Origin of the sequence: Streptomyces sp. AC555_RSS877 (assembly GCF_019049245.1) — a bacterium.
In the GTDB taxonomy this organism is placed as follows: Bacteria; Actinomycetota; Actinomycetes; order Streptomycetales; family Streptomycetaceae; genus Streptomyces.
Window position 1 is genome coordinate 77,265 of the sequence record NZ_JAGMUK010000040.1, and the last position, 19,513, is coordinate 96,777.

22 protein-coding genes are annotated in these 19,513 nt (G+C 71.0%); 12 read left to right on the forward strand and 10 right to left on the reverse strand.

Going from position 1 to position 19,513, the window contains the following annotated elements:
• Window positions 1–100 precede the first annotated feature (100 nt).
• Complete coding sequence (locus tag KUM49_RS17680; RefSeq protein WP_217237810.1) at window positions 101–1,054, forward strand: ribose-phosphate pyrophosphokinase; 954 nt, start codon at window positions 101–103, stop codon at window positions 1,052–1,054.
• A 6-nt stretch (window positions 1,055–1,060) separates the two neighbouring features.
• Here the strand turns inward: KUM49_RS17680 and KUM49_RS17685 are convergent, their stop codons facing one another.
• Together KUM49_RS17685 and KUM49_RS17690 are read right to left on the reverse strand one after the other, a co-directional pair.
• A complete protein-coding gene (locus KUM49_RS17685; protein ID WP_217237811.1) occupies window positions 1,061–1,441 on the reverse strand; it encodes an anti-sigma factor antagonist in 381 nt (126 codons plus the stop codon).
• A 134-nt stretch (window positions 1,442–1,575) separates the two neighbouring features.
• Complete coding sequence (locus tag KUM49_RS17690; RefSeq protein WP_217237812.1) at window positions 1,576–2,013, reverse strand: MarR family winged helix-turn-helix transcriptional regulator; 438 nt, start codon at window positions 2,011–2,013, stop codon at window positions 1,576–1,578.
• 103 nt (window positions 2,014–2,116) lie between these two features.
• Between KUM49_RS17690 and KUM49_RS17695 the strand changes: the two genes are divergently transcribed.
• Together KUM49_RS17695 and KUM49_RS17700 are read left to right on the forward strand one after the other, a co-directional pair.
• Window positions 2,117–3,571: an aldehyde dehydrogenase gene (locus KUM49_RS17695; protein ID WP_217237813.1), complete on the forward strand. Its 1,455-nt coding sequence runs from the start codon at window positions 2,117–2,119 to the stop codon at window positions 3,569–3,571.
• A gap of 24 nt (window positions 3,572–3,595) precedes the next feature.
• Window positions 3,596–4,702 (forward strand): NAD(P)-dependent alcohol dehydrogenase, encoded by a 1,107-nt coding sequence (locus KUM49_RS17700; RefSeq protein ID WP_217237814.1) that lies wholly within the window; start codon window positions 3,596–3,598, stop codon window positions 4,700–4,702.
• A gap of 369 nt (window positions 4,703–5,071) precedes the next feature.
• Here KUM49_RS17700 and KUM49_RS17705 read toward each other — a convergent pair whose 3' ends face one another.
• The gene (locus tag KUM49_RS17705; RefSeq protein WP_217237815.1) at window positions 5,072–6,022 is read right to left on the reverse strand and encodes an NADP-dependent oxidoreductase; all 951 of its coding nucleotides are present in this window, start codon (window positions 6,020–6,022) and stop codon (window positions 5,072–5,074) included.
• A gap of 71 nt (window positions 6,023–6,093) precedes the next feature.
• On the opposite strand from KUM49_RS17705, the gene KUM49_RS17710 reads away from it, so the two are divergent.
• Both KUM49_RS17710 and KUM49_RS17715 read left to right on the forward strand, forming a co-directional pair.
• Window positions 6,094–7,062, forward strand: a complete 969-nt coding sequence (locus tag KUM49_RS17710) for a GlxA family transcriptional regulator (RefSeq protein WP_217237816.1) — start codon at window positions 6,094–6,096, stop codon at window positions 7,060–7,062.
• A gap of 60 nt (window positions 7,063–7,122) precedes the next feature.
• On the forward strand, window positions 7,123–7,983 hold the full coding sequence (locus KUM49_RS17715) for a hypothetical protein (protein WP_217237817.1): 861 nt from the start codon (window positions 7,123–7,125) through the stop codon (window positions 7,981–7,983).
• A gap of 4 nt (window positions 7,984–7,987) precedes the next feature.
• Here KUM49_RS17715 and KUM49_RS17720 read toward each other — a convergent pair whose 3' ends face one another.
• Together KUM49_RS17720 and KUM49_RS17725 are read right to left on the reverse strand one after the other, a co-directional pair.
• Entirely contained in the window at window positions 7,988–8,551 is a 564-nt protein-coding gene (locus tag KUM49_RS17720) for a TetR/AcrR family transcriptional regulator (protein WP_217237818.1), read from the reverse strand.
• On the reverse strand, window positions 8,548–8,910 hold the full coding sequence (locus KUM49_RS17725) for a DUF1304 domain-containing protein (RefSeq protein ID WP_217237819.1): 363 nt from the start codon (window positions 8,908–8,910) through the stop codon (window positions 8,548–8,550). The genes KUM49_RS17720 and KUM49_RS17725 overlap by 4 nt, the downstream gene beginning before the upstream one ends.
• A gap of 321 nt (window positions 8,911–9,231) precedes the next feature.
• Here KUM49_RS17725 and KUM49_RS17730 point away from each other — a divergent pair, with 321 nt between their 5' ends.
• Genes KUM49_RS17730 through KUM49_RS17750 form a run of 5 tightly spaced genes read left to right on the forward strand, consistent with a single transcriptional unit; the run spans window position 9,232 to window position 13,548 of the window.
• Window positions 9,232–10,932 carry an ATP-binding protein gene (locus KUM49_RS17730; RefSeq protein WP_217237820.1) on the forward strand — a complete coding sequence of 567 codons (1,701 nt, stop codon included), beginning with the start codon at window positions 9,232–9,234 and terminating at the stop codon, window positions 10,930–10,932.
• Between the two features lie 4 nt (window positions 10,933–10,936).
• Window positions 10,937–11,347, forward strand: coding sequence for a roadblock/LC7 domain-containing protein (locus KUM49_RS17735; RefSeq protein WP_030043913.1), 411 nt, complete (start codon window positions 10,937–10,939; stop codon window positions 11,345–11,347).
• The gene (locus KUM49_RS17740; RefSeq protein ID WP_217237821.1) at window positions 11,344–11,715 is read left to right on the forward strand and encodes a DUF742 domain-containing protein; all 372 of its coding nucleotides are present in this window, start codon (window positions 11,344–11,346) and stop codon (window positions 11,713–11,715) included. The genes KUM49_RS17735 and KUM49_RS17740 overlap by 4 nt, the downstream gene beginning before the upstream one ends.
• On the forward strand, window positions 11,696–12,301 hold the full coding sequence (locus tag KUM49_RS17745) for an ATP/GTP-binding protein (protein ID WP_217237822.1): 606 nt from the start codon (window positions 11,696–11,698) through the stop codon (window positions 12,299–12,301). Before KUM49_RS17740 ends, KUM49_RS17745 begins: the two co-directional genes overlap by 20 nt.
• Window positions 12,298–13,548, forward strand: coding sequence for a cytochrome P450 (locus KUM49_RS17750; protein WP_217237823.1), 1,251 nt, complete (start codon window positions 12,298–12,300; stop codon window positions 13,546–13,548). Before KUM49_RS17745 ends, KUM49_RS17750 begins: the two co-directional genes overlap by 4 nt.
• Before the next feature lie 59 nt (window positions 13,549–13,607).
• Here the strand turns inward: KUM49_RS17750 and KUM49_RS17755 are convergent, their stop codons facing one another.
• Window positions 13,608–14,639: a 7-epi-alpha-eudesmol synthase gene (locus KUM49_RS17755; protein ID WP_217237824.1), complete on the reverse strand. Its 1,032-nt coding sequence runs from the start codon at window positions 14,637–14,639 to the stop codon at window positions 13,608–13,610.
• A 347-nt stretch (window positions 14,640–14,986) separates the two neighbouring features.
• On the opposite strand from KUM49_RS17755, the gene KUM49_RS17760 reads away from it, so the two are divergent.
• Window positions 14,987–15,379: a VOC family protein gene (locus KUM49_RS17760; protein ID WP_217237825.1), complete on the forward strand. Its 393-nt coding sequence runs from the start codon at window positions 14,987–14,989 to the stop codon at window positions 15,377–15,379.
• Window positions 15,380–15,481: 102 nt separating this feature from the next.
• Here KUM49_RS17760 and KUM49_RS17765 read toward each other — a convergent pair whose 3' ends face one another.
• Together KUM49_RS17765 and KUM49_RS17770 are read right to left on the reverse strand one after the other, a co-directional pair.
• Window positions 15,482–15,778 carry a DUF4235 domain-containing protein gene (locus KUM49_RS17765; protein ID WP_217237826.1) on the reverse strand — a complete coding sequence of 99 codons (297 nt, stop codon included), beginning with the start codon at window positions 15,776–15,778 and terminating at the stop codon, window positions 15,482–15,484.
• Window positions 15,779–15,792: 14 nt separating this feature from the next.
• Window positions 15,793–16,818 (reverse strand): glutathione S-transferase family protein, encoded by a 1,026-nt coding sequence (locus tag KUM49_RS17770; RefSeq protein ID WP_217237827.1) that lies wholly within the window; start codon window positions 16,816–16,818, stop codon window positions 15,793–15,795.
• Between the two features lie 111 nt (window positions 16,819–16,929).
• On the opposite strand from KUM49_RS17770, the gene KUM49_RS17775 reads away from it, so the two are divergent.
• On the forward strand, window positions 16,930–17,901 hold the full coding sequence (locus tag KUM49_RS17775) for a cation diffusion facilitator family transporter (RefSeq protein ID WP_308406653.1): 972 nt from the start codon (window positions 16,930–16,932) through the stop codon (window positions 17,899–17,901).
• Between the two features lie 62 nt (window positions 17,902–17,963).
• Here the strand turns inward: KUM49_RS17775 and KUM49_RS17780 are convergent, their stop codons facing one another.
• Window positions 17,964–18,407 (reverse strand): nitroreductase family deazaflavin-dependent oxidoreductase, encoded by a 444-nt coding sequence (locus KUM49_RS17780; RefSeq protein WP_217237828.1) that lies wholly within the window; start codon window positions 18,405–18,407, stop codon window positions 17,964–17,966.
• 191 nt (window positions 18,408–18,598) lie between these two features.
• A complete protein-coding gene (locus tag KUM49_RS17785) occupies window positions 18,599–19,231 on the reverse strand; it encodes a LysE family transporter (RefSeq protein WP_217237829.1) in 633 nt (210 codons plus the stop codon).
• Between the last annotated feature and the right edge of the window lie 282 nt (window positions 19,232–19,513).

The window sequence follows — 19,513 nt, forward strand, 5'->3', positions numbered from 1 at the left end:
CGCCCATCATGGCCCGCGCCCATGGACGCTCCGCAACCGGTTTTCGCCCGGCCCGTAGCATGTGCCCCGGCAGCCGGAATGATCATGCGAGGAGCAGGTCGTGCGAGACATCGCGGTATTCAGCGGGAGCGCCCATCCCGAGCTGGCCCAGGAGGTCTGCGCGCATCTCGGAGTGCCGCTCAGCCCCACCCGGGTCAGCCGGTTCGCGAACGACTGCCTGGAGGTACAGCTCCAGGCCAACTGCCGGGAACGGGACGTCTACCTCGTCCAGCCGCTGGTCAGGCCGGTGCAGGAGCACCTTGTGGAGCTGCTGCTGATGTGCGACGCGGCCCGCGGGGCGTCGGCCGGGCGGATCACCGTCGTCATGCCGCACTACTCCTACGCCCGCTCCGACAAGAAGGACGCTCCACGGATCTCGCTGGGCGGGCGGCTGGTCGCGGACCTGATGGTGGCGGCCGGCGCGAGCCGCGTCCTGGCGATGACCCTGCACTCGCCGCAGGTGCACGGCTTCTTCTCGGTCCCGGTCGACCACCTGCACGCGCTGCGCGAGCTGGCCGTGCACTTCCGGCAGTACGACCTGTCCCGCACCACCGTCGTCTCGCCGGACCTCGGCAACGCCAAGGAGGCCGCAGCGTTCGCCCGGCTGATCGGCGCCCAGGTGGCGGCCGGCGCCAAGCAGCGGTTCGCGGACGACCGGGTCAGCATCAACTCGGTCATCGGCGAGGTCGCCGGGCGGGACGTCATCGTGCTGGACGACGAGATCGCCAAGGGGAGCACGGTCCTCGAACTGCTGGAGCGGCTGCGGGAGCTGGGGCCGCGCTCCATCCGGGTCGCCTGCACGCACGGGCTGTTCGCGGACGGCGCGCTCAAGCGGATCGGCGAGCAGCCCGACGTACTGGAGATCGTGTGCACCAACACCGTGCCGGTTCCGCAGCAGGAGCGCACGGACAAGCTGCGGATCCTGACCGTCGCCCCCGCGCTCGCCGAGGCCGTACGCCGCATTCACAACGGTGAGTCCGTCAGCGCCCTGTTCGACGCGCCGCGCACCGAGTAGCCGCGGTCATACGGAGCCGGACGCGGCCTCGGGCTGCGCCAGGGCCGCGTCCAGGGTCGGCATCGGCGGCAGCAGCCGGGCCAGGCCGGTGACCCGCAGGACCCGAAGGGTGAGCGGATGCGTGCAGACCAGGAGCAGCCGGCCGCCGTGGTCCAGCACCCGGCTGCGGGCCCGGTACAGCAGCCGCAGCCCGGAGCAGTCGAAGAACTCGACCCGGCTGAGGTCGAGCACCAGTCGGACGTCGGGCCGCCCGGTCACCCGGTCCAGGTACGGGATGATCTCCATCGCCGCGGCGATGTCGATCTCCCCGCGGAACTCCAGCACCGTGTGCCCCTGGCTCTGGTGGACGCGCAGATGCCGGGTGAGCGGTGCGGGTACCTGCTCCACGACGACGTCGCCTCCAACCGGCTCCTCAAGTGGCAGGGGTGCGTGCAATTCCGTTCCCCGCCCTGCAAGTTACCCCCGATGGAATGAATTTGAGCATGTTCGATTGACATATGTCTTCGAATTACGACGGAGCCTCAGGACAGGGCGTGCCAGGCCTTGGTGAGTGCCTGGCGCAGCTGCTCGGACTGCTGTGCCGTGAGGTCCCGGACCATCCGCTCCTCCAGCTCCCGCACGGGCCCTTCGTGCAGCGCGAGCACGTCGCGGCCGGCGTCGGTCAGCAGGATGAGCAGCTCGCGGCGGTTGCGGGGATTGCGCTCCCGGCGCACGAGTCCGCGGTTCTCCAGTGACCGTACGAGATCGGCGATGGACTGGGCGGTGACGAAGGAGTCACGGGCCAGCTGGGCCGCCGACAGTCCGTCGTGTCGCTCCAGCACGGTGAGCGCGGTGTACTGCAGCGCGGTGATCCCGGAGGGTTTCACCAGGTCATCGAGGTGGGAGCGCACGACCAGCTCCACCTGCTTCACCATGTAGAGGAGAGACGGAGGTGTCTTGGCTGCCGGGGTGTCGAGCATGACTTCAGGTTAGAGCATTGACAGGAAACCTGTCTGTAATGAGACTGCGAACCAACAGGAATCCTGTTGGTTGAAATCTTGGCGATGAGGCTGAGGAGTGGCGATGACCACCATCGAGATCGAACCCGGACAGCTGTTCATCGGAGGGCAGTGGCGGGAAGCCGCCGACGGCGCGCGCACCGACGTGGTCGACCCGTCCCGAGGCGTGGTCGTCACCACCGTCGCCGAGGCGGGTGCCGCCGACGTGGACGCGGCCGTACGCGCCGCCCGCGAGGCCTTCGACAGCGGCAAGTGGTCGGGAATGAGCGGCCGCGAGCGGGGCCGGATCCTGCACCGGGTCGCCCAGCTGATCCGCGAGAACGCCGACGAGCTCGCCGCGCTGGAGAGCCTGGACGTGGGCAAGCCGATCAGCCTGTGCCAGGCCGTCGACGTGACGAACGCGGCCAACGACTACGAGCACTTCGCCGCCCTCGCCTACTCCCTGGACGGCGCGGTCCGCGACACCCCCATGAACGCCCTCGCGTACACCCGGCGCGAACCCCTCGGCGTGGTCGCGGCGATCACGCCCTTCAACTTCCCGCTCATCCTGGCCGGCTCCAAGATCGCCCCGGCGCTCGCGGCCGGGAACACGGTGGTCCACAAGCCGGCCGACGAGACCCCGCTCAGCGCCCTGTACATGGCCGGGCTGCTGCAGAAGGCGGGCGTCCCGGACGGCGTGGTCAACGTCGTCACCGGCGCCGGCCCGGTGGCCGGCGAGGCACTGCTGCGGCACAGCGGCATCGACAAGATCGCCTTCACCGGCTCCACCGCCGTCGGCCGGCACGCCGCGGGCATCGCCGGCGAGAACCTCAAGCCCGTCACCATGGAGCTCGGCGGCAACGCGGCGCACATCGTCTTCGAGGACGCCGACCTGGAGAAGGCGGTCGGCTCCGTCATCAAGGGCTTCGTCTTCAACACCGGACAGTTCTGCATGGGCGGCCCACGGCTGCTCGTGTCCCGCCCGGTGTACAGCACCCTGCTCGGCATCCTCGCCGAGGCCGTCCCCGGCGTACCGGTCGGCGACCCCAGGCAGCCCGAGACCGTCGTGGGCCCGATGGCAGGGGAGAAGCACCTCAAGAAGGTCGAGGAGTACGTCGAGCTCGCCCGCAAGGAGGGCGCCCGCATCGTCTGCGGCGGCGAACGCCTCGACCTCGACGGCGGCTACTACTACCAGCCCACCGTGATCGCCGACCTGCCCAACGACTCCCGGGTCATCCAGGAGGAGATCTTCGGACCGGTCCTCACCGTGCAGCCCTTCGACTCCGAGGAGGAGGCCGTCCTGCTCGCCAACTCCACGCCGTACGGCCTGGCTTCGGGCGTCCAGACGACGAACCTCGCCCGCGCCCACCGCGTCGCCGAACGGCTCCAGGCGGGCATCGTCTGGATCAACGACTGGGCGATGCTCGACCCGGCCGTCCCGTTCGGCGGAGTCAAGGACTCCGGTTACGGCCGCGAGTACGGAACCGAGGCGCTCGCCGCCTACACCAGGGTCAAGTCCGTCGTCGTCTCGCTCGACTGAGCGCGTCCTCCAGGGAGTTCCACGATGTCCATCACCACCCGCGCCGCCGTCGTCGAGTCCGGCGGAGCACCCTTCACGCTCAGCGACGTCCAGCTCGACGAGCCCGGCCCGCACGAGGCGGTCGTCCGCATGGTGGCGACCGGCCTGTGCCACACCGACCTCGGCGTGGCGAGCGGCGGCCTGCCCTTCCCGCTGCCCGGCGTACTGGGCCACGAGGGCGCCGGTGTCGTCGAGGCCGTCGGCTCGGACGTCACCGGTGTCGCCCCCGGCGACCACGTCGTGCTGTCCTTCACCTCCTGCGGCGAGTGCCGCAACTGCCGGGGCGGCCACCCCGCGTACTGCGCCACCTGGCTGCCGCTGAACCTCATCGGCGGCTGCCGGGCCGACGGCAGCAGCACCCTCAGCCGTGACGGGCAGGCCCTCGGCGGGCACTTCTTCGGCCAGTCCTCGTTCGCCGAGCGGGCCCTGGTGGACGAGCGCAGCCTGGTCAAGGTCGACCCGGACGTACCGCTGGAGTCGATCGCCCCGCTGGGCTGCGGTGTCCAGACCGGCGTCGGCGCCGTGTGGAACGTGCTGAAGCCGGCCACCGGCTCCACCGTCGTCGTCCTCGGCGCCGGAGCCGTCGGCCTCTCGGCGGTCATGGCCGCCGCCCTCACCCCCGCCACCAACATCGTCGCCGTCGACCGGGTCGGCGAACGCCTGGCGCTGGCAAGGGAGCTGGGGGCCACCCACACCGTCGACGCGGGCGAGGCGGACCTCGGTGAAGCCCTCGCCGAGATCACCGGCGGTCAGGGTGCGGACGGCATCGTCGAGACCACCGGCAACGTCGCCGTCCTGCGCCAGGGCGTCGACGCGCTCGCCGCCCGCGGCACCCTGGTCATCGTCGGCGCCCCGGCGTTCGGCACCGAGGTCGCCCTGGACGTCAACGGGATGCTCGGCGGCAAGCAGGTCGTCGGCCTCACCCTCGGCGACGCCGAGACGCAGACCTTCATCCCCGCCCTGGTCCGGCTGGTGAAGGAGGGGCGGCTCCCGCTGCACCGCCTGATCAGCACCTATCCGTTCGCGGACATCGACCAGGCGGTGCAGGACATGCGCGCGGGCAAGGCGATCAAGCCCGTGCTCACGTTCTGACCGTTCCTGTGGACTGAGCGGGAGTGAGTCCGTTCAGCCGCGCGCCCCGAACGGTCTTGGGCGAGCTGGTCCCCGGCGTTCTCGGCCCCGGGGCGGCGACACGCATCCTGTGCGTGGTCCGGGCCCGGGAGGCCAGTTCCCTGCGCGACCTGGCCAAGTGGGTACGGCCAGAGGCGACGGGGAGACCCTGAACCATCCTCTGGTGGAGCAGGGGCCCCGCACGCTGACGCCGTACCCGGTGTCCCAGGTCGCAACGATCACGTTAGCCCGATCAGCCCAGGGCACCGCAAGCCCGCAAGCGGACGATCACACGATCGAGCTGATTCGGCCTTGTGTGCACTCCTTGGTGAGCAGTTCCAACCCCCTGGATCAGTCGACCGTGAGGACCAGCTTCCCCGTGGTCCGGCCGGTGTCGCCCAGCGCATGCGCCTCGGCGGCATCGGCCAGCGTGAAGGTGCGCGCGATCGTGGGCCTCAGCTTCCCCTGCTCCACGAGGTCCGCGATCGCGCGCATCCCGGCCCGGTCGGCGTCCACGAGCATCCTCAGCGCGCGTACGCCCAGCCGCTCCGCCTCCTCGTGGAAGTCGTCCGACCCGACCGGCAGGATCGACACCACGATCCCGCCCGGCCGCAGCACGCGCAGCGACTTCACCGAGGTCTCACCGCCGAGTGTGTCCAGGACGACGTCGACGTCCTTCACGGCCTCGGCGAAGTCCGTCGACCGGTAGTCGATCGCCTCGTCCACGCCGATCTCACGCAGGAAGTCGTGCTTGCCGGCGCTCGCCGTGCCGATCACGTACGCGCCCCGCGCCTTGGCGATCTGCACGGCCACGTGCCCGACCCCGCCGGCCGCCGCATGGATCAGCACCCGCTGCCCGGGCTGGAGATCCGCGTTCTCGACCAGCGCCTGCCACGCCGTCAGGGACACCAGCGGCAGCGCGCCCGCCTGCGTGTGGTCGATGACGGACGGCTTGTGCGTGAGGGCGCGGACCGGCGCGGTGACGTACTCGGCGTGCGAACCGCTGCCGAAGGGGTACGGCAGCATGCCGAACACCTCGTCGCCGGGGCGGAACGTGGCCACGCCGATGCCGACCGCCTCGACCACGCCGGAGACGTCCCAGCCGAGCACGAAGGGCGGCTCGCCCAGGAAGCCGCCGGTCGACCGGTGCTTCCAGTCGGTGGGGTTGAGGCCGGCGGCGCGGACCCGGACCAGCACCTGGTTCGGGCGCGGCCGCGGGAGCTCCAGTTCCACTTCCTTCAAGACCTCGGGACCGCCGAGGACGTCCTGGCTGATGGCTCGCATCGTCTTCACAGTGCTCATGGTGAACCAGCCTGCCCGGAGCCGCCCACCCGGGAAATGGCACGATTGCCAACCTTCGATAGCATCTTGCCATGACGCTTGTGGAGCGGGTCAAGGGAGTCGAGCGGGTCGTGGTGCTGGCCCTCGACGGTGTGTACCCCTTCGAACTGGGCATCCCCAGCCGGATCCTCGGCGCCGCCGACGGCCGGTACGAGGTGCTGACCTGCACCGTCGACGGCCGCCCGGTGCGCAGCGACGCGGACTTCACCATCGGCGTCGAACACGGCCCCGAGATCATCGCCACGGCCGACACCGTGGTGATCGCGCCCGTCTCGCCCTCCCGGGTGACCGCCGACCTCCCCGAAGAGGTCGCGGCAGCCCTCGCACGCATCCGCCCCGACGCGCGGATCGTCTCCATCTGCACGGGCGCGTTCGTCCTCGCCGCGGCCGGGCTGCTCGACGGCCGCAGGGCCACGACCCACTGGCAGCTCGCCGACCTGTTCCGGCGCATGTACCCGCACATCGCCCTCGACCCCGACGTCCTCTTCGTCGACGACGGCCGCATCCTCACCTCGGCCGGAGCCGCCTCCGGCGTGGACGTCTGCCTGCACGTGGTCCGCCAGGACCACGGCAGCGAACTGGCCAACACGGTCGCCCGCCGCTGCGTGGTCCCGCCGTTCCGGGACGGCGGCCAGGCCCAGTACATCGAGCAGCCGGTCCCGGAACAGGGCGCCGCGAGCACCGCCGCGACCCGCGCCTGGGCCCTGGAACGCCTCGGCGAGCCCTTGGCCCTGGCCGACCTCGCCGGCCACGCCCGGATGAGCCCGCGCACGTTCGCCCGCCGCTTCAACGAGGAGGTCGGCCTCAGCCCCGGCCGATGGCTGATCCAGCAGCGCGTGGCCCGTGCCCGGCACCTGCTGGAGGCCAGCGACCTGTCCGTGGACCAGATCGCGGGACGGGTCGGCTTCGCCACGGGCGCCTCCCTGCGCCAGCACCTGCACGCCTCCATCGGGGTCTCGCCCCAGGCGTACCGGCGGACGTTCCAGTCGGCGGCCCGCTGAACGTTCCGTACGGCTGCCGCGTCGGAAGATCAGGCAACGGCGGACGAAGACGGGGGCGGCATGCGTAGAAGGCTTGTGGCGGTGGCTGTGTCGGTGCTGGCGACGACGGCGGCCGTGGGGTGCGGTGCCGGGGAGGACGTGGACCCGGTGGTCGAGGGCACGCCCCCGGCCGCGCCCTACAGCGGACCGCTGTACCTGCCCACGAAGGACCTGGACGAGAGCACCGAGCAGGCCGCGCTCATCGAGTCGGGCGCCGCGGGGCGGGCGCTGGAGTGCGACGGGGAGGTCTACTCGGGCGGCCAGGGCGAGAGGTGGAGCAAGGGGGACGGCGGTTCGACCCCCGAGGAGGGGCTGAAGCTGTACTTCGACATCGAGCAGCCGGAGGCTCCCCGGTCCGGCTACCGCGCGGAGCGCGAGGAGGACGGCCGCGTCCTCTACTCCTACGACGTGGCGGGCAGGACCAAGGTGGCCGTCGTCGTCGCCAAGGACCGCAAGGGCGCGCCGGGTTGGGGCCCGGAGGTCAACGCCTCCTGCGACCCGGCCGAACTCCCGGCGCGTTTCACCGACTCCCAGGGGTACGAGATCTGGACCGACCGGAGCGGGAAGCGCCTGCCCACCACCACCGTGAGCAGCGGCCCCGGTCCGGAACACTGCGACTGGCAGAGCGCGCACTTCCTGCAGCTGGGCCGCGGGGAGGACGGCCGGCAGTACGTCCGCGATCCCGGCACGGTGTTCGACAGGGACCAGCTCGCCGCCCCGTACGACGGGGACGTCCGCCTGCCCGAGGACGCCCGGGACACCGGATACCGCCTGGACGAACGGGAGTTGTGGCTGACGGACGATCCGTCCAGGGCGTACGTCCGCACCCCCGACGGCGTGGAGGCCTGGCCCCTGGCCGAACGGGGAGTGGCCTGCAAGTGAGCTCTCAGCGGCTCGCGTGCAGGGCGACCAGCAACTGCCAGACCTGGTCGGCGATCTCGTGGGCGTCGGCTTCGAGAAGGCCGTGCAGCCAGTCGGCCAGGACCCCGGCGAAGGTGGCGGCGACGGCCGAGGCGACCAGCGGGGCGTCCGCCGCGCCCGTGAGTTCGCGCTCGCGCAGGCTGTAGGCGCGCAGATCCCGGTGCAGCACCCGGCCCAGCGGGCCACCGCCGCCCGGGGTCATCAGCACCCGGTACAGCGCGGCCCGCGGGGCGAGCGAGTCGAAGAACTCCGCCAGCGCGGGCGGCGCGTGCACCGGGTCGGGCAGGCCGCGCCAGGCGTGCAGCGCGTCCACGGCCTCGCGTACGACGTCCGCGCAGGCGTCGACCGCCAGCGCCTCCAGGCCGTCGTAGTGGACGTAGAAGGTGGCCCGTCCCACCCCGGCGCGGCGCACCAGCGCTGTCACGCCGACCTCCGCGAGGGGCCGCTCGGCACACTCGTCGAGCAGGGCCTGCCGCAGCCGCGCCCGGGTGCGCGCGGCCCGCGGGTCCTGCGGGGCGTCCCCGCTCACCGGGCCAGCAGGACGGCAGCCAGGGCGAGCGCGCCCGGCAGGGCCTGGGCGAACAGGATGCGGCGGTTCGCGGTGACGGAGCCGAAGACGCCGGCGACGACGACACAGACGAGGAAGAACACCTGCACACGGAAGCCGGTGGGATCCGAGGCGACGAGCCCCCACACCAGCCCCGCCGCGAGAAACCCGTTGTACAGCCCCTGGTTGGCGGCCATCGGCGCGGTCGCCGCGGCCATCTCGCGATCGAACCCGTGCAGCGCCCTGCCGGGCTTCTTCTGCCACAGGAACACTTCCATCACCAGGATGTAGCCGTGCAGGGCGGCCACCAGACCGACCAGCACATTCGCCAGGATCTCCATCAGTCGCTTCCTCGATTTCTTGGACGAGTGTCCACTATAGCTGGACAGCTGTCCATGAAGGCGACTGCGGCGGGGAGGTGCGGGGCAACCCCTTAGGTACGTAAAGGGATTTGTCGATGTGTGGGTTCTTGTTCGGAGAGTGACGGAACCCTCACCTCCGCCAGGCGGGCGGGTTTGATCCTTTCAGCCTCAAACCCGATAAGCTCCGGTTCGGCGCTGCGAGTTGACGCGATTTCGATCGGTCGTCGCGTGGTGCGTACTCATGAGTGCGGTCCCCCTGAACACCCCCCTTGTTGGATCGTGTCGCTTCGAAGGATGCAGATGGAACTCGCCACTCCGCCCCCGGCGGCGCGGGCCCCTGTCGCCTGGTACAGCTGGTGGCTGATGCCGCTGGCCTTAGGAGGCGGAACGGTTGCCGCCACGTTCATGAGCTCGGAGCGAATAACCGCCGCCGTCGCCGGTGTCGCCGCGACGGCAGCCAGTGCGGTGTGCGTTCGCCTCCTGCTCCGTGCCCGGACCGAACTGCGCCGCGCGGAGGGCTCCTTCCGTACCTCGCAGGCCGAGCACTCCCAGCAGTGGCAGCAGCACGTCGCCGGCCTGGAGCGGAAGTTCTCGGCCGAACGCGCCGCCCAGGAGGCGCAGTTCGCCGACCAGGCGGGCGCCTACGAGGTGCAACTGGTCGAGCAGTCACGGACGTTCGAGGCACGGCTCGCCGAGCAGACCTCCGCGTACGAGGCACGGCTCGCCGACCAGGCCACGTCCTACGAGTCGCAGCTCGCCGACCAGGCCGAGGTCTGGAAGGAGCAGCTGACGCACCAGCAGGACGCGGTCGCCCGCCTCGCCGGCGAACAACTGCCGGACGCGCTCAAGCGCCTGCGTGACGGCGACGCCATCGACGACCTGCTGCCCAGCACCAACCAGTGCGCCAAGGTCAGTGCCGACCTCCAGGCCGAACTCCGCAAGATCCTCAGGACCGCGCTGATCGGTGTCGAGGAGGAGTTCAACCGCTCGACCTCCGCCGAGCAGGCCGTCATCAGCATCGGCAACCGCATCCACGTGCTGACCAGCAAGCTCCGCGGTCGCCTGCACGAGATGCAGGGCGAGCACGGCCGGCTGCCGGCCGTCGCCCGCGGCCTGATGGAGCTCGACCAGGAGATCGGCCCCGCCGACTGTCTCGCCGCCAGTATCGGCGTGCTCGGCGGCTCGGACCGGCCCGGCCGGCAGTGGCAGGAGCCGCAGCGTCTGCTCAGCGTGGTGCGCGGCGGCATCGGCCGGATCAAGGACTTCCACCGTGTCCAGGTGCGCCACCTGCCCGAACTCGGCGTCGACGGCGGTCTGGTCGACCACCTCACGCTGGTCTTCGCCCACCTGCTGGACAACGCGGCCCGCTACTCGCCGCCCACCGAGCCGGTGATCGTCTCCGGCAAGGAGGTCCCCAACGGCGTCGGCATCGAGATCCAGGACTCCGGCAAGGGCCTGAGCGAGGAGAAGAAGCGCGAAGCCGAGAACGCCCTCGCGGGCACCGGGGCCGGACCGGGCCTCGGCGGCGTCTCGGAGGACGCCAACCTCGGCCTGCGGGTCGTGGGCGCCCTCGCGCGCCGCTACGGGATCCGCGTCACCTTCGCGGACTCCCCCTGGCTCGGCACCTCGGTGGTGGTCGTGGTCCCGCACAAGTACTTCAGCCAGCTGCCCGCGGTCACCCCCGCGGCCACGGCACCGGTGGCCGCGGCCACCCCGGCGCAGGTCCCGGCCGCCGTCGAGTCCGCGGCGGAGGAGACCGACGCCGTGGACACCACGCCCGGCGGACTGCCCAAGCGCAGGAGCAAGCGGAACGAGGCGGAGCGGCACCAGCCGGCCGAGCGCGTCGAGCGGACCGAGGAGACCGGCGTCCTGGCCGTCCCGCCCGACGCCTCCTTCACCGGCCTGGCCGCCTTCGCCACCGCCGGACGCGAGTCCGTCGAGGCGACGGGGACGGCCGACGGCCGCGAGTCCGCAGAGCACCGCACTGAAGAGAGCGACTAGTCCCATGACGCAACAGGGAACCGACGTGAGCTGGGCGCTGCGCGATCTGGTGGAATCCATCCCGGAGATCCGCTTCGCCCTCGTGGCCTCGAGCGACGGCAAGGCAATCACCTCCTTTGGTGCCGAAGACCCCGACGACGTGGACCGATTCGCGGCCGTGGTGGCCGGCCTGCAGGCGCTGGCCCAGCCGGTCGCCGAACAGTTCCCCAAGTACGCGGGGCAGCTCAGGCTGGCGATGATCGAGGTCGACGGCGGTCATCTCTTCGTCGTACGCGCCGGGGTGGAGACGTACCTCGGCGTCCTCGCCAGGGAAGGCCTCGACCAAGGGCTGCTCGGACACCAGATGAGGGATCTGGCCCGCCGGATGGGTGAGCTCCTCGGCACCACTCCGCGCCTGGAGGAGCACTCTGGATGAGTGCTCCCCGTCGGCCCACGGACCCGTCCGGTCTCGAGCGCTACTACGTCCTGACCGGAGGACGTAGCGGACCGGGCGGTTCGGCGTCGAGTCTCGACGTGGCGACCCTCATCGTCTCCCGCACCGCTCCCGTACCGGGTATGCAGCACGAGCACGAGGAGATCCTTCGGCGCTGCCGCGATCCGCTGTCGGTGGCCGAACTCGGCGCCCATCTCGGATTGCCCTTCAACATTCTCGCGGTGCTGCTGGCGGATCTGCTCGAGGCAGGCCGCGTCGAAGCCCGTGACCCCATTCCGGCACACGACGCCGGTCGCGGGCCAGACCTCGCGCTCCTTGAGGAGGTACTCAGTGGACTTCAAAGGCTTTGACCATCCCGGCGGGCCGGATGCCGGGGGCACCCGCTCGGTGAAGGTGATGATCGCCGGCGGCTTCGGGACCGGGAAGACCACGATGGTCCGCTCGGTCAGCGACATCAAGCCGCTGACCACCGAGGAGACCCTCACCCAGGCCAGCGCCGACGTCGACCACCTCATCGGCGTCGCCGACAAGACCGAGACCACGGTCAGCCTGGACTTCGGCAAGATCGGCATCAACGAGAAGCTGGTGCTCTACCTGTTCGGCACGCCCGGCCAGGAGCGCTTCTGGTTCCTGTGGAACGGCCTGTTCAAGGGCGCGCTCGGCGCGGTCGTCCTGGTGGACACCCGCCGGCTCGCCTCCAGCTTCCGGGCGATCGAGGAGATGGAGCGGCAGAACGTCCCCTTCGTGATCGCCCTGAACGTCTTCCCCGACTCCACGAACCACCCGGTCGAAGAGATCCGGGACGCCCTGGACATCTCCCCGCACACCCCGATCGTGGCCTGCGACGCCCGCGACCGGGCCTCCAGCCGTGACGTACTCGTGGCCCTGATACGTCACTTGAAGGAACGCTCCGCCGTCGCACTGGAGCCCCGATGAACGATCAGACCTTAGACGGCCCCGACGCCCCGCGCGGGTGCCCCGTCGCCCACGGCGGGACCGATCCCGCCCGGCTGTACGGACCGGAGGCGGCGACCGACCCGCACGGCATCTATGAGCGGCTGCGCAAGGAACACGGCTCCGTCGCGCCCGTCCTGCTCGAAGGAGACATCGCCGCCTGGCTGGTCCTCGGCTACCGCGACAACCGGCGGGTGCTGGACAACCCCCGCCAGTTCAGCCGGGACGCGCGGATCTGGCGGGACTGGCAGGACGGCCGGGTCGAGGAGACCTCACCGCTGATCCCGATGCTCGGCTGGCGCCCCGACTGTGTCTCCCAGGACGGCGAGCCGCACCGCAGGCTGCGCGGTGCCGTCACCGACGGCCTGCAGGCCGCGACCGGCCGCGGGATCCGGCGGCACGTCACGCACTTCGCGAACAAGCAGATCGACGCGTTCGCGGCCACCGGGCGGGCCGACCTGGTGGCGGACTACGCCGAGCACCTGCCGATGCTGGTCCTCACCCGCATCCTCGGCCTCCCCGCGGCGGAGGGCCGCAGCCTGGTCGAGTCCTGCGCCCAGGTCCTCAAGGGCGGCGAGGGGGCACTCGCCCACAACGACCGCATCATCGAGATCCTCGGCGAACTCGCCGGACGCAAGAAGGCCGAACCGGGCTCGGACTTCACGACCGCCCTGCTCGAGCACCACGCGGATCTCGACATGGAGGAAGTCGTCAGCCATCTGCGTCTGGTGCTGATCGCCGGGCACACCACGACCAGCAACCTGCTGGCCCGGGTGCTGCAACTGGTCCTCACCGACGCCTCCCGGCTCTCCGGCCTGGTCAGCGGTCAGCTGAACATCTCCGGGGTGGTGGAGGAGGTCATGTGGAACACGCCGCCGCTGGCGGTCATGCCGGGCCGCTTCGCCGCCACCGACCTCGAACTCGGCGGACATCACATCCAGGAGGGCGACCTGCTCGTCCTCGGGCTCGCACCGGGCAACCTCGACCCGGAGGTCCGGCCCGATCCGGGCGTCTCCGTCCAGGGCAACCAGTCGCATCTCGCGTTCAGCGCGGGCCCGCACGAGTGCCCCGGGCAGAGCATCGGCCAGTCCATCATCGAGATCGGCGTGGACGTCCTGCTGCACCGGCTTCCGGGTCTGCGGCTGGCCGTACCGTCGGAGGAGCTCGGCTCGACCGCCTCCACGTGGGAGTTCCGGCTGGACAGCCTGCCGGTCGAGTTCCCCGTGTAGCGCGCGCTGCGCGCACTCCCGCTGCCCGGTCGGACCACCGACCGGGCAGCGCTGTCCCGTCACACGGCCAGCAGGTCGTCCACCGAGCCGTGTCCTGCCAGTTCGGCGGCGGCCGCCGGACCGTCCTTGACCGCCGCATAGCGGCCCGACACCAGCGCCCACTCGTAGTTGCCGTTGATCCAGTGCTGGATGGCCTCCACTCCCATCCGCACCCTGGCCCGCTCGTCCTCGTCGAGGCCGAGCTCGTCGCACATACCGGGGACGCGGGCCTCGAGTTCCAGGTACTCGTCGAGGCAGGCGGTCGTCATGCGGTACGCCTCGGCGGCCGCCTCCTTCCACGAGAAGGTCCGCTCCCGGTGCAGCACGGCGATCAGGTTGTGACCGTCGCCCCGGCGTTTCTCGCGCTCGAAGGAGTGGATGTCGTTCATGAAGCCGATGGTGTCCGCGGCCAGATCGCGCATCCTCTCCATCACCGGGTGCGCCATCGCCTGCGACGGCACCTCGAAGCCACGGCTGCGCTCTCCCGCGTCGATGCTGTGGTGGATGCCGACCGTACGGCGACGGAACTCGGTGTACTCGTCGACGCCCAGGGTTCCCGCGAGGCCACGGGCCGCCAGGTCGACCTCCTCGCAGTGGGCCACCAGGAAACGCCCCCAGGAGGCGGCGAACCGGGTCCGCCAGGTCAGGGACATGCCGTCGGACAGATGGTTCCAGACCTCCGCCCAGGCCAGCGTGATGGGGCAGACCACCCGGGGGCGGATTCCCGCCGGCCGCAGCGGGGTGACGATGAGCTCGCGCGCGACCTCCGCTATGCGGTCCGCGCGGTCCGGCTGATGCGCGTCGAACTGGTCGTCGAAGAGGAAGGCCAGCGAGAACCAGTTCATCAGGACGACCATGTCGTCCGCCGAGGCGTGGGGATAGGTGCGGGCGGCGGCCTGCGGCAGGTCCCAGGTCTTGTACTCCTCGAACCCGGCCAGGCTGCGTACCAGGCCCATGTCCCAGATCCAGCGCAGATGTCGCGCCCGGGCGTACTCCAGATGTTCGCTGACGGGGGTGTCGAAGGGGAGGTCGAACCGGACGTCCTGAGGCATGTGCTTCCTTTCGGGAGACGTGACGCAGAGCCCCCCGCCCCTGCGAGCGGGCGGTCATGACGACCGCCCGTGCACTCGAACTGGGCTTCTATGGCCGAAAGTTGAACCGAGAAGCGCTACGAGGCTGCCCAGAGCGTAAATGATCTATACCGTGACCTGGCCGTGATGTCCGTTACTGCACAGGCCAGTTGAGCTGCGTATACTCCCTCGCCACCCACACGTGTCAACGCGCCCTCGACTGGGGGCGCTTGACGCGGGCGGCCGACTGAATCGGCCAGGTCGGGATATCCGCTAGGTACAGGGCGGCGGGACACCACCGTTCCGCGCCCCGGACCTTCGGAGGAGACATGGCACTGGTCAAAGCGGGCGTGGTCGTGCTCGACTGCGCCGAGCCCGAGAAGCTCGCAGTGTTCTACAAGGAGCTGCTGGGCGCCGAGCAGACGCACGAGAGTGCCAACCGGGTCGAGATCAAGGGTGCCGGCGGGATGTCCATGGCCTTCCGCCGCGACGTGAACGCCACGCCGCCGAGCTGGCCCCGGCCGGAGAACGCCCTCCAGGCCCACATCGACTTCGTGGTGGAGGACCTGGACGAGGCGGAGCGCAAGGTGATCGGGCTCGGCGGGCGGCCCCTGGAGACCAGGGACGTGGCCGGACCGTACGAGGAACGCGGCTACGCCGATCCGGCCGGCCACTCCTTCACGGTGCGCCTGATCCCGTCGACGGCGCCCAAACAGGGCTGAGGCCCTGACGAACAGGCTGAGCCGCCAGGGCTGAGCCCCTGACCGACAGCTGAGCCGCCCGGGCAGGGCTGAGCCCCGCCCGGGCGTACCTGTGCGCCGTCGTCAGTCCCGGCCGCCCTTGTCGTCGGCCGGCCAGACGCCGGTCGAGCGTTCGATGGCCTTGGCGCCGGTGCGGTCCACCGCGCTGCGCACCACGGCGAAGATGGCGCCCTGGATGGCGGCGGCCAGCAGGATCTCTCCCCAGCCGCGGTCCCGGTCCAGGGCGTCGGGCGCGTCGTCCTCGTGTCGGATCGCCTTCCAGGTCTTCTGGAAGGCGAGTCCCGCCAGGGTTCCGCTCGTCCAGCCCAGCACGAAGCCGATGGGCTTGTAGGCGAGGGGCAGCTTCTTCTTCTTGGCCACGTGAATCTCCTTGGTCAGCGGATGGGTCGGTGGCTTTCCGGGACCTTCTCGTCCTCGGGTACCGGGCCCGGCGGCGTCCCGTCGCCGAAGGGCCGGCCGCCCAGTTCCTCCCGGTGATGGGGGGCCTGCCAGCCGGACAGGTCCGGCCCGAGGGGGACGATGCCGGTCGGGTTGATGCCGGTGTGCACCTGGTGGTAGTGCCGCTTGATGTGGTCGAAGTCGACGGTGTCGCCGAAGCCCGGTGTCTGGTAGAGATCGCGGACGTACGCCCACAGGACCTCGTTCTCGGCCAGCTTCCAGCGGTTGCACTTGAAGTGGCCGTGGTAGACGGCGTCGAAGCGGACCAGGGTGGTGAACAGCCGGATGTCCGCCTCGGTGAGGGTGTCGCCGACCAGGTACCGCTGCCGGGCGAGCCGGGGTGTCAGCAGGTCCAGCCGGCGGAAGACGCCCGCGCAGGCGGCCTCGTACTCCTCCTGGCCGGTGGCGAAGCCCGCCCGGTACACGCCGTTGTTGACGTCCCTGTAGACGTCCGCCATCACCGTGTCGATCTCGTCGCGCAGGGCCTGCGGATACAGGTCGGGCGCACCGTCGCGGTGCAGGGCCGTCCATTCGGTGGCGAGGTCCAGGGTGATGCGCTGGTAGTCGTTGGTGACCAGCTTCCCGCTCGGCACGTCCACGATCGCGGGCACGCTCACGCCGCCGGGGTAGTCGCTCTCCCGCCGGTCATAGGCCTCGCTGAGGTAGCGGATGCCGAGGACCGGGTCGCGGTCGTCGGCGTCGAGGGTGAAGCGCCAGCTGCGGTCGTCCTGGATCGGGTCGGCGACGGCGAGCGACAGGGCGTCCTCCAGGCCGAGGAGACGCCGGGAGACCAGCGAGCGGCTCGCCCACGGGCAGGCGCGGCTCACCACCAGCCGGTAGCGGCCCGCCTCCACCGGCCAGCCGTCCCGGCCGTCCGCGGTGATCCGGTCCGAGAAGTGGCTCTTGGACCGCGTGAAGGTCTTCTTGCCGTACTCACTGTTGCCGTCGTCCCCGGCACCCATGCTTCCTCCCTGCTGTGCGGCTGCCCGCTGTCGGACCGCCCTGGTGAACGCGTTCCCCGTTTTGCGCCGACGGCACGGTGTGAGCCGTATCGACCGGGGCAGTCGGCGGAGGTGACAGGTACATCTTCAGAAGAGACGGCAGACCGGAAGACGCGCGTCACCGTGCTCGTGGCGCTCACGGCCAACCTCGTGATCGCGGTGGCCAAGGCCGTCGGCGGCCTCCTCGCGGCCTCGCCGGCACTGCTGTCGGAGGCCGCGCACTCCGTCGCCGACAGCATGAACGAGGTCTTCCTGCTCGCCGCGCTGCGCCGCAGCCGCCGCCCCGCCGACCGGCGTCACCCCTTCGGCTACGGCAAGGAACGGTTCTTCTGGTCGCTCCTCGCGGCCGTCGGAATCTTCGTGATGGGCGGCTGCTTCTCCTTCTTCCAAGGGATCGAGGCCCTCAGAAACGGCGCCGAGGAGACGCTCGGCGGGTATGTGGCGGGCCTGGTCGTGCTGGGCGTCGCCCTCATCGCAGAAGGACTCTCGCTGGTCAGGGCCCTGTACCAGGTACGCCGGCAGGGCCGGGGCATGGACGGCCTGCGCGACCCGGCGCTGCGCACGGTCGTCGCCGAGGACGGCACGGCGGTGCTCGGCGTCACCCTCGCGATGGCCGGCATGGCGCTGCACATGGTCACCGGGCAGGTCGTGTGGGAGGCGTCCGCGTCGCTGGCGATCGGTGCCCTGCTCGTCTACGTGGCCTACCGCCTCGGCCGCGAGGCACGGGACCAGCTGATCGGGGAGGCCGCCGACCCGGAGTCCAGCGGCAGGATCCGGGTGCTGCTGGCGGCGCAGCCCGAGATCGACAGCGTGGAGGAGCTGTTCACGATGAAGATGGGGCTGGACTCGCTCCTGGTGGCCGCCCGTGTCGACCTGGTGCCCGGACTGGACAGTGAGCGGGTCGAGGAGGTCGCGGTACGGATCAAGCGGTCCGTCGCCAGTACCGTCCCGGAGGCCGGCCAGATCTTCCTCGACGTGACCGACCGGCCGACCGCCGAGGCAGCGGAAAGCCCCGCCGCGACGGGGGAACGCGGCGGGGCCTGAGGCTCGGGTGCCCGGCGGACGCGGCACCATGCGTCCCGAGCCGAGAATTCTTTCCGGGAGGTTCAGTTACCTTCCGAGGGCTCCAGCACGAAGACCGGTATCTCCCGCTCTGTCTTCTTCTGGTAGTCGGCGTAGGGCGGGTACGCGGCGACCGCGCGCTCCCACCACTCGGCCTTCTCCGCGCCGGTGACCTCACGGGCCGTCATGTCCTGCTTCACCGGGCCGTCCTGGAGTTCCACCCGGGGGTCGGACTTGACGTTGTGGTACCAGACCGGGTGCTTGGGCGCCCCGCCCAGGGAGGCGACCGCGGCGTAACGCCCCTCGTGCTCGACGCGCATCAGCGGTGTCTTCCGTAGCCTGCCGCTCTTCGCGCCGAGGGTCGTGAGCAGGATGACGGGCATCCCCATCATGGTGGTGCCCTTCGTGCCGCCGGAGCTCTCGTACTCCTCGACCTGCTTGCGTACCCATTCCGTGGGGCTGGGTTCGTACTGGCCTTCGAGAGGCATGGCATCCGTCCCATCGTCGTCGACTACGGCTCGTCCGTACCGCGGTTGAACACCGGTACGAACGCTTTTCATCCGTACAGCGTTCCCCAACAGCCCCGAAGAGTGCCCCCCGGCCACTACTTCGCCGGGGTCCGCACCCTCCGAGCGCGTCCGGCACCGTCGGGACCGCACCGCACGACAGGCCGGGCCGTTCACGACGGAGCCACCAGCATCCGCACGGCCAACGCCGTCATCACCCCGCTCGACAGAAGTGCCGTCGCCAGCCGCCCCCGGTGGCCGGTCAGAGCCCGGCCCAGCAGGGCGCCGCCCCCGGCGAGCAGCAGCTGCCAGCTCGCCGACGCGACGAAGGCCGCCAGCACGAACACCCCTTGTTCCAGAGGCCGTACGGCCTCCTCGGCACGGGTGCCGAGCACCAGGGCGGCGAAGTAGATCACGGTGGTGGGGTTGAGCAAGGTGATCCCGAGCAGGGCCAGGAAGGCCCGTGCGGGGCTCGGCGGAGGCGGGTCGGCGCGGGTGGCGAGCCGGTGGCCGCGGTACTGCCGTACGGCCGTGACCACGCCGAGGACCGCGAGCGCCACCAGGACCAGGGCGGAGGCCCAGCGCAGCGGCCCGAGCACCGGCCGCAGCGCGCCGGCGAGGGCGGAGCCGCCGAGGGTGGCCACGAGGGCGTACAGTCCGTCGGCGGCCGCGACGCCGAGTGCGGCGCAGGCGCCGGTCCGCAGGGACGTACGAGCGGTGAGGGAGACCAGGTAGGCGCCGACCGCGCCGACAGGGACGGCGATGCCGTACCCCGCGAGCAGGCCCGCGACGAGCGCGGCGGTCATGAGCGCGCGAGCGTGGGCCTCCATGGACGGCCGGGCTGCTGCTGGACGCGCACCGGACGAACGGCGGTGGCGGTCGGCGGCAGCGGGGCATCGGTTTTCAGCATGGCCAGATCCTGGGGGTGGCGGCCGTGCGGGGACAACCCGTTTTCCGAGGGTGCGGCGACCGCCCCCGGCCGACCTCCTGCCCGGCCGGGAGGCCGCCCGGGCCTGCCCCGTCGGCGCCGTCACGGTGTCCGAGACGGTGGGCTGAGGCTCCCTCCGGCCTCCGCGATGCGCCGCCAC

Bases quoted from the DNA above. Each gene is read 5' to 3' on its own strand.
- KUM49_RS17690 (WP_217237812.1), bottom strand. From the start codon at position 2,013: ATGCTCGACACCCCGGCAGCCAAGACACCTCCGTCTCTCCTCTACATG.
- KUM49_RS17695 (WP_217237813.1), top strand. From the start codon at position 2,117: ATGACCACCATCGAGATCGAACCCGGACAGCTGTTCATCGGAGGGCAG.
- KUM49_RS17700 (WP_217237814.1), top strand. From the start codon at position 3,596: ATGTCCATCACCACCCGCGCCGCCGTCGTCGAGTCCGGCGGAGCACCC.
- KUM49_RS17705 (WP_217237815.1), bottom strand. From the start codon at position 6,022: ATGAGCACTGTGAAGACGATGCGAGCCATCAGCCAGGACGTCCTCGGC.
- KUM49_RS17710 (WP_217237816.1), top strand. From the start codon at position 6,094: ATGACGCTTGTGGAGCGGGTCAAGGGAGTCGAGCGGGTCGTGGTGCTG.
- KUM49_RS17715 (WP_217237817.1), top strand. From the start codon at position 7,123: ATGCGTAGAAGGCTTGTGGCGGTGGCTGTGTCGGTGCTGGCGACGACG.
- KUM49_RS17725 (WP_217237819.1), bottom strand. From the start codon at position 8,910: ATGGAGATCCTGGCGAATGTGCTGGTCGGTCTGGTGGCCGCCCTGCAC.
- KUM49_RS17730 (WP_217237820.1), top strand. From the start codon at position 9,232: ATGGAACTCGCCACTCCGCCCCCGGCGGCGCGGGCCCCTGTCGCCTGG.
- KUM49_RS17735 (WP_030043913.1), top strand. From the start codon at position 10,937: ATGACGCAACAGGGAACCGACGTGAGCTGGGCGCTGCGCGATCTGGTG.
- KUM49_RS17740 (WP_217237821.1), top strand. From the start codon at position 11,344: ATGAGTGCTCCCCGTCGGCCCACGGACCCGTCCGGTCTCGAGCGCTAC.
- KUM49_RS17750 (WP_217237823.1), top strand. From the start codon at position 12,298: ATGAACGATCAGACCTTAGACGGCCCCGACGCCCCGCGCGGGTGCCCC.
- KUM49_RS17755 (WP_217237824.1), bottom strand. From the start codon at position 14,639: ATGCCTCAGGACGTCCGGTTCGACCTCCCCTTCGACACCCCCGTCAGC.
- KUM49_RS17760 (WP_217237825.1), top strand. From the start codon at position 14,987: ATGGCACTGGTCAAAGCGGGCGTGGTCGTGCTCGACTGCGCCGAGCCC.
- KUM49_RS17770 (WP_217237827.1), bottom strand. From the start codon at position 16,818: ATGGGTGCCGGGGACGACGGCAACAGTGAGTACGGCAAGAAGACCTTC.
- KUM49_RS17780 (WP_217237828.1), bottom strand. From the start codon at position 18,407: ATGCCTCTCGAAGGCCAGTACGAACCCAGCCCCACGGAATGGGTACGC.
- KUM49_RS17785 (WP_217237829.1), bottom strand. From the start codon at position 19,231: ATGACCGCCGCGCTCGTCGCGGGCCTGCTCGCGGGGTACGGCATCGCC.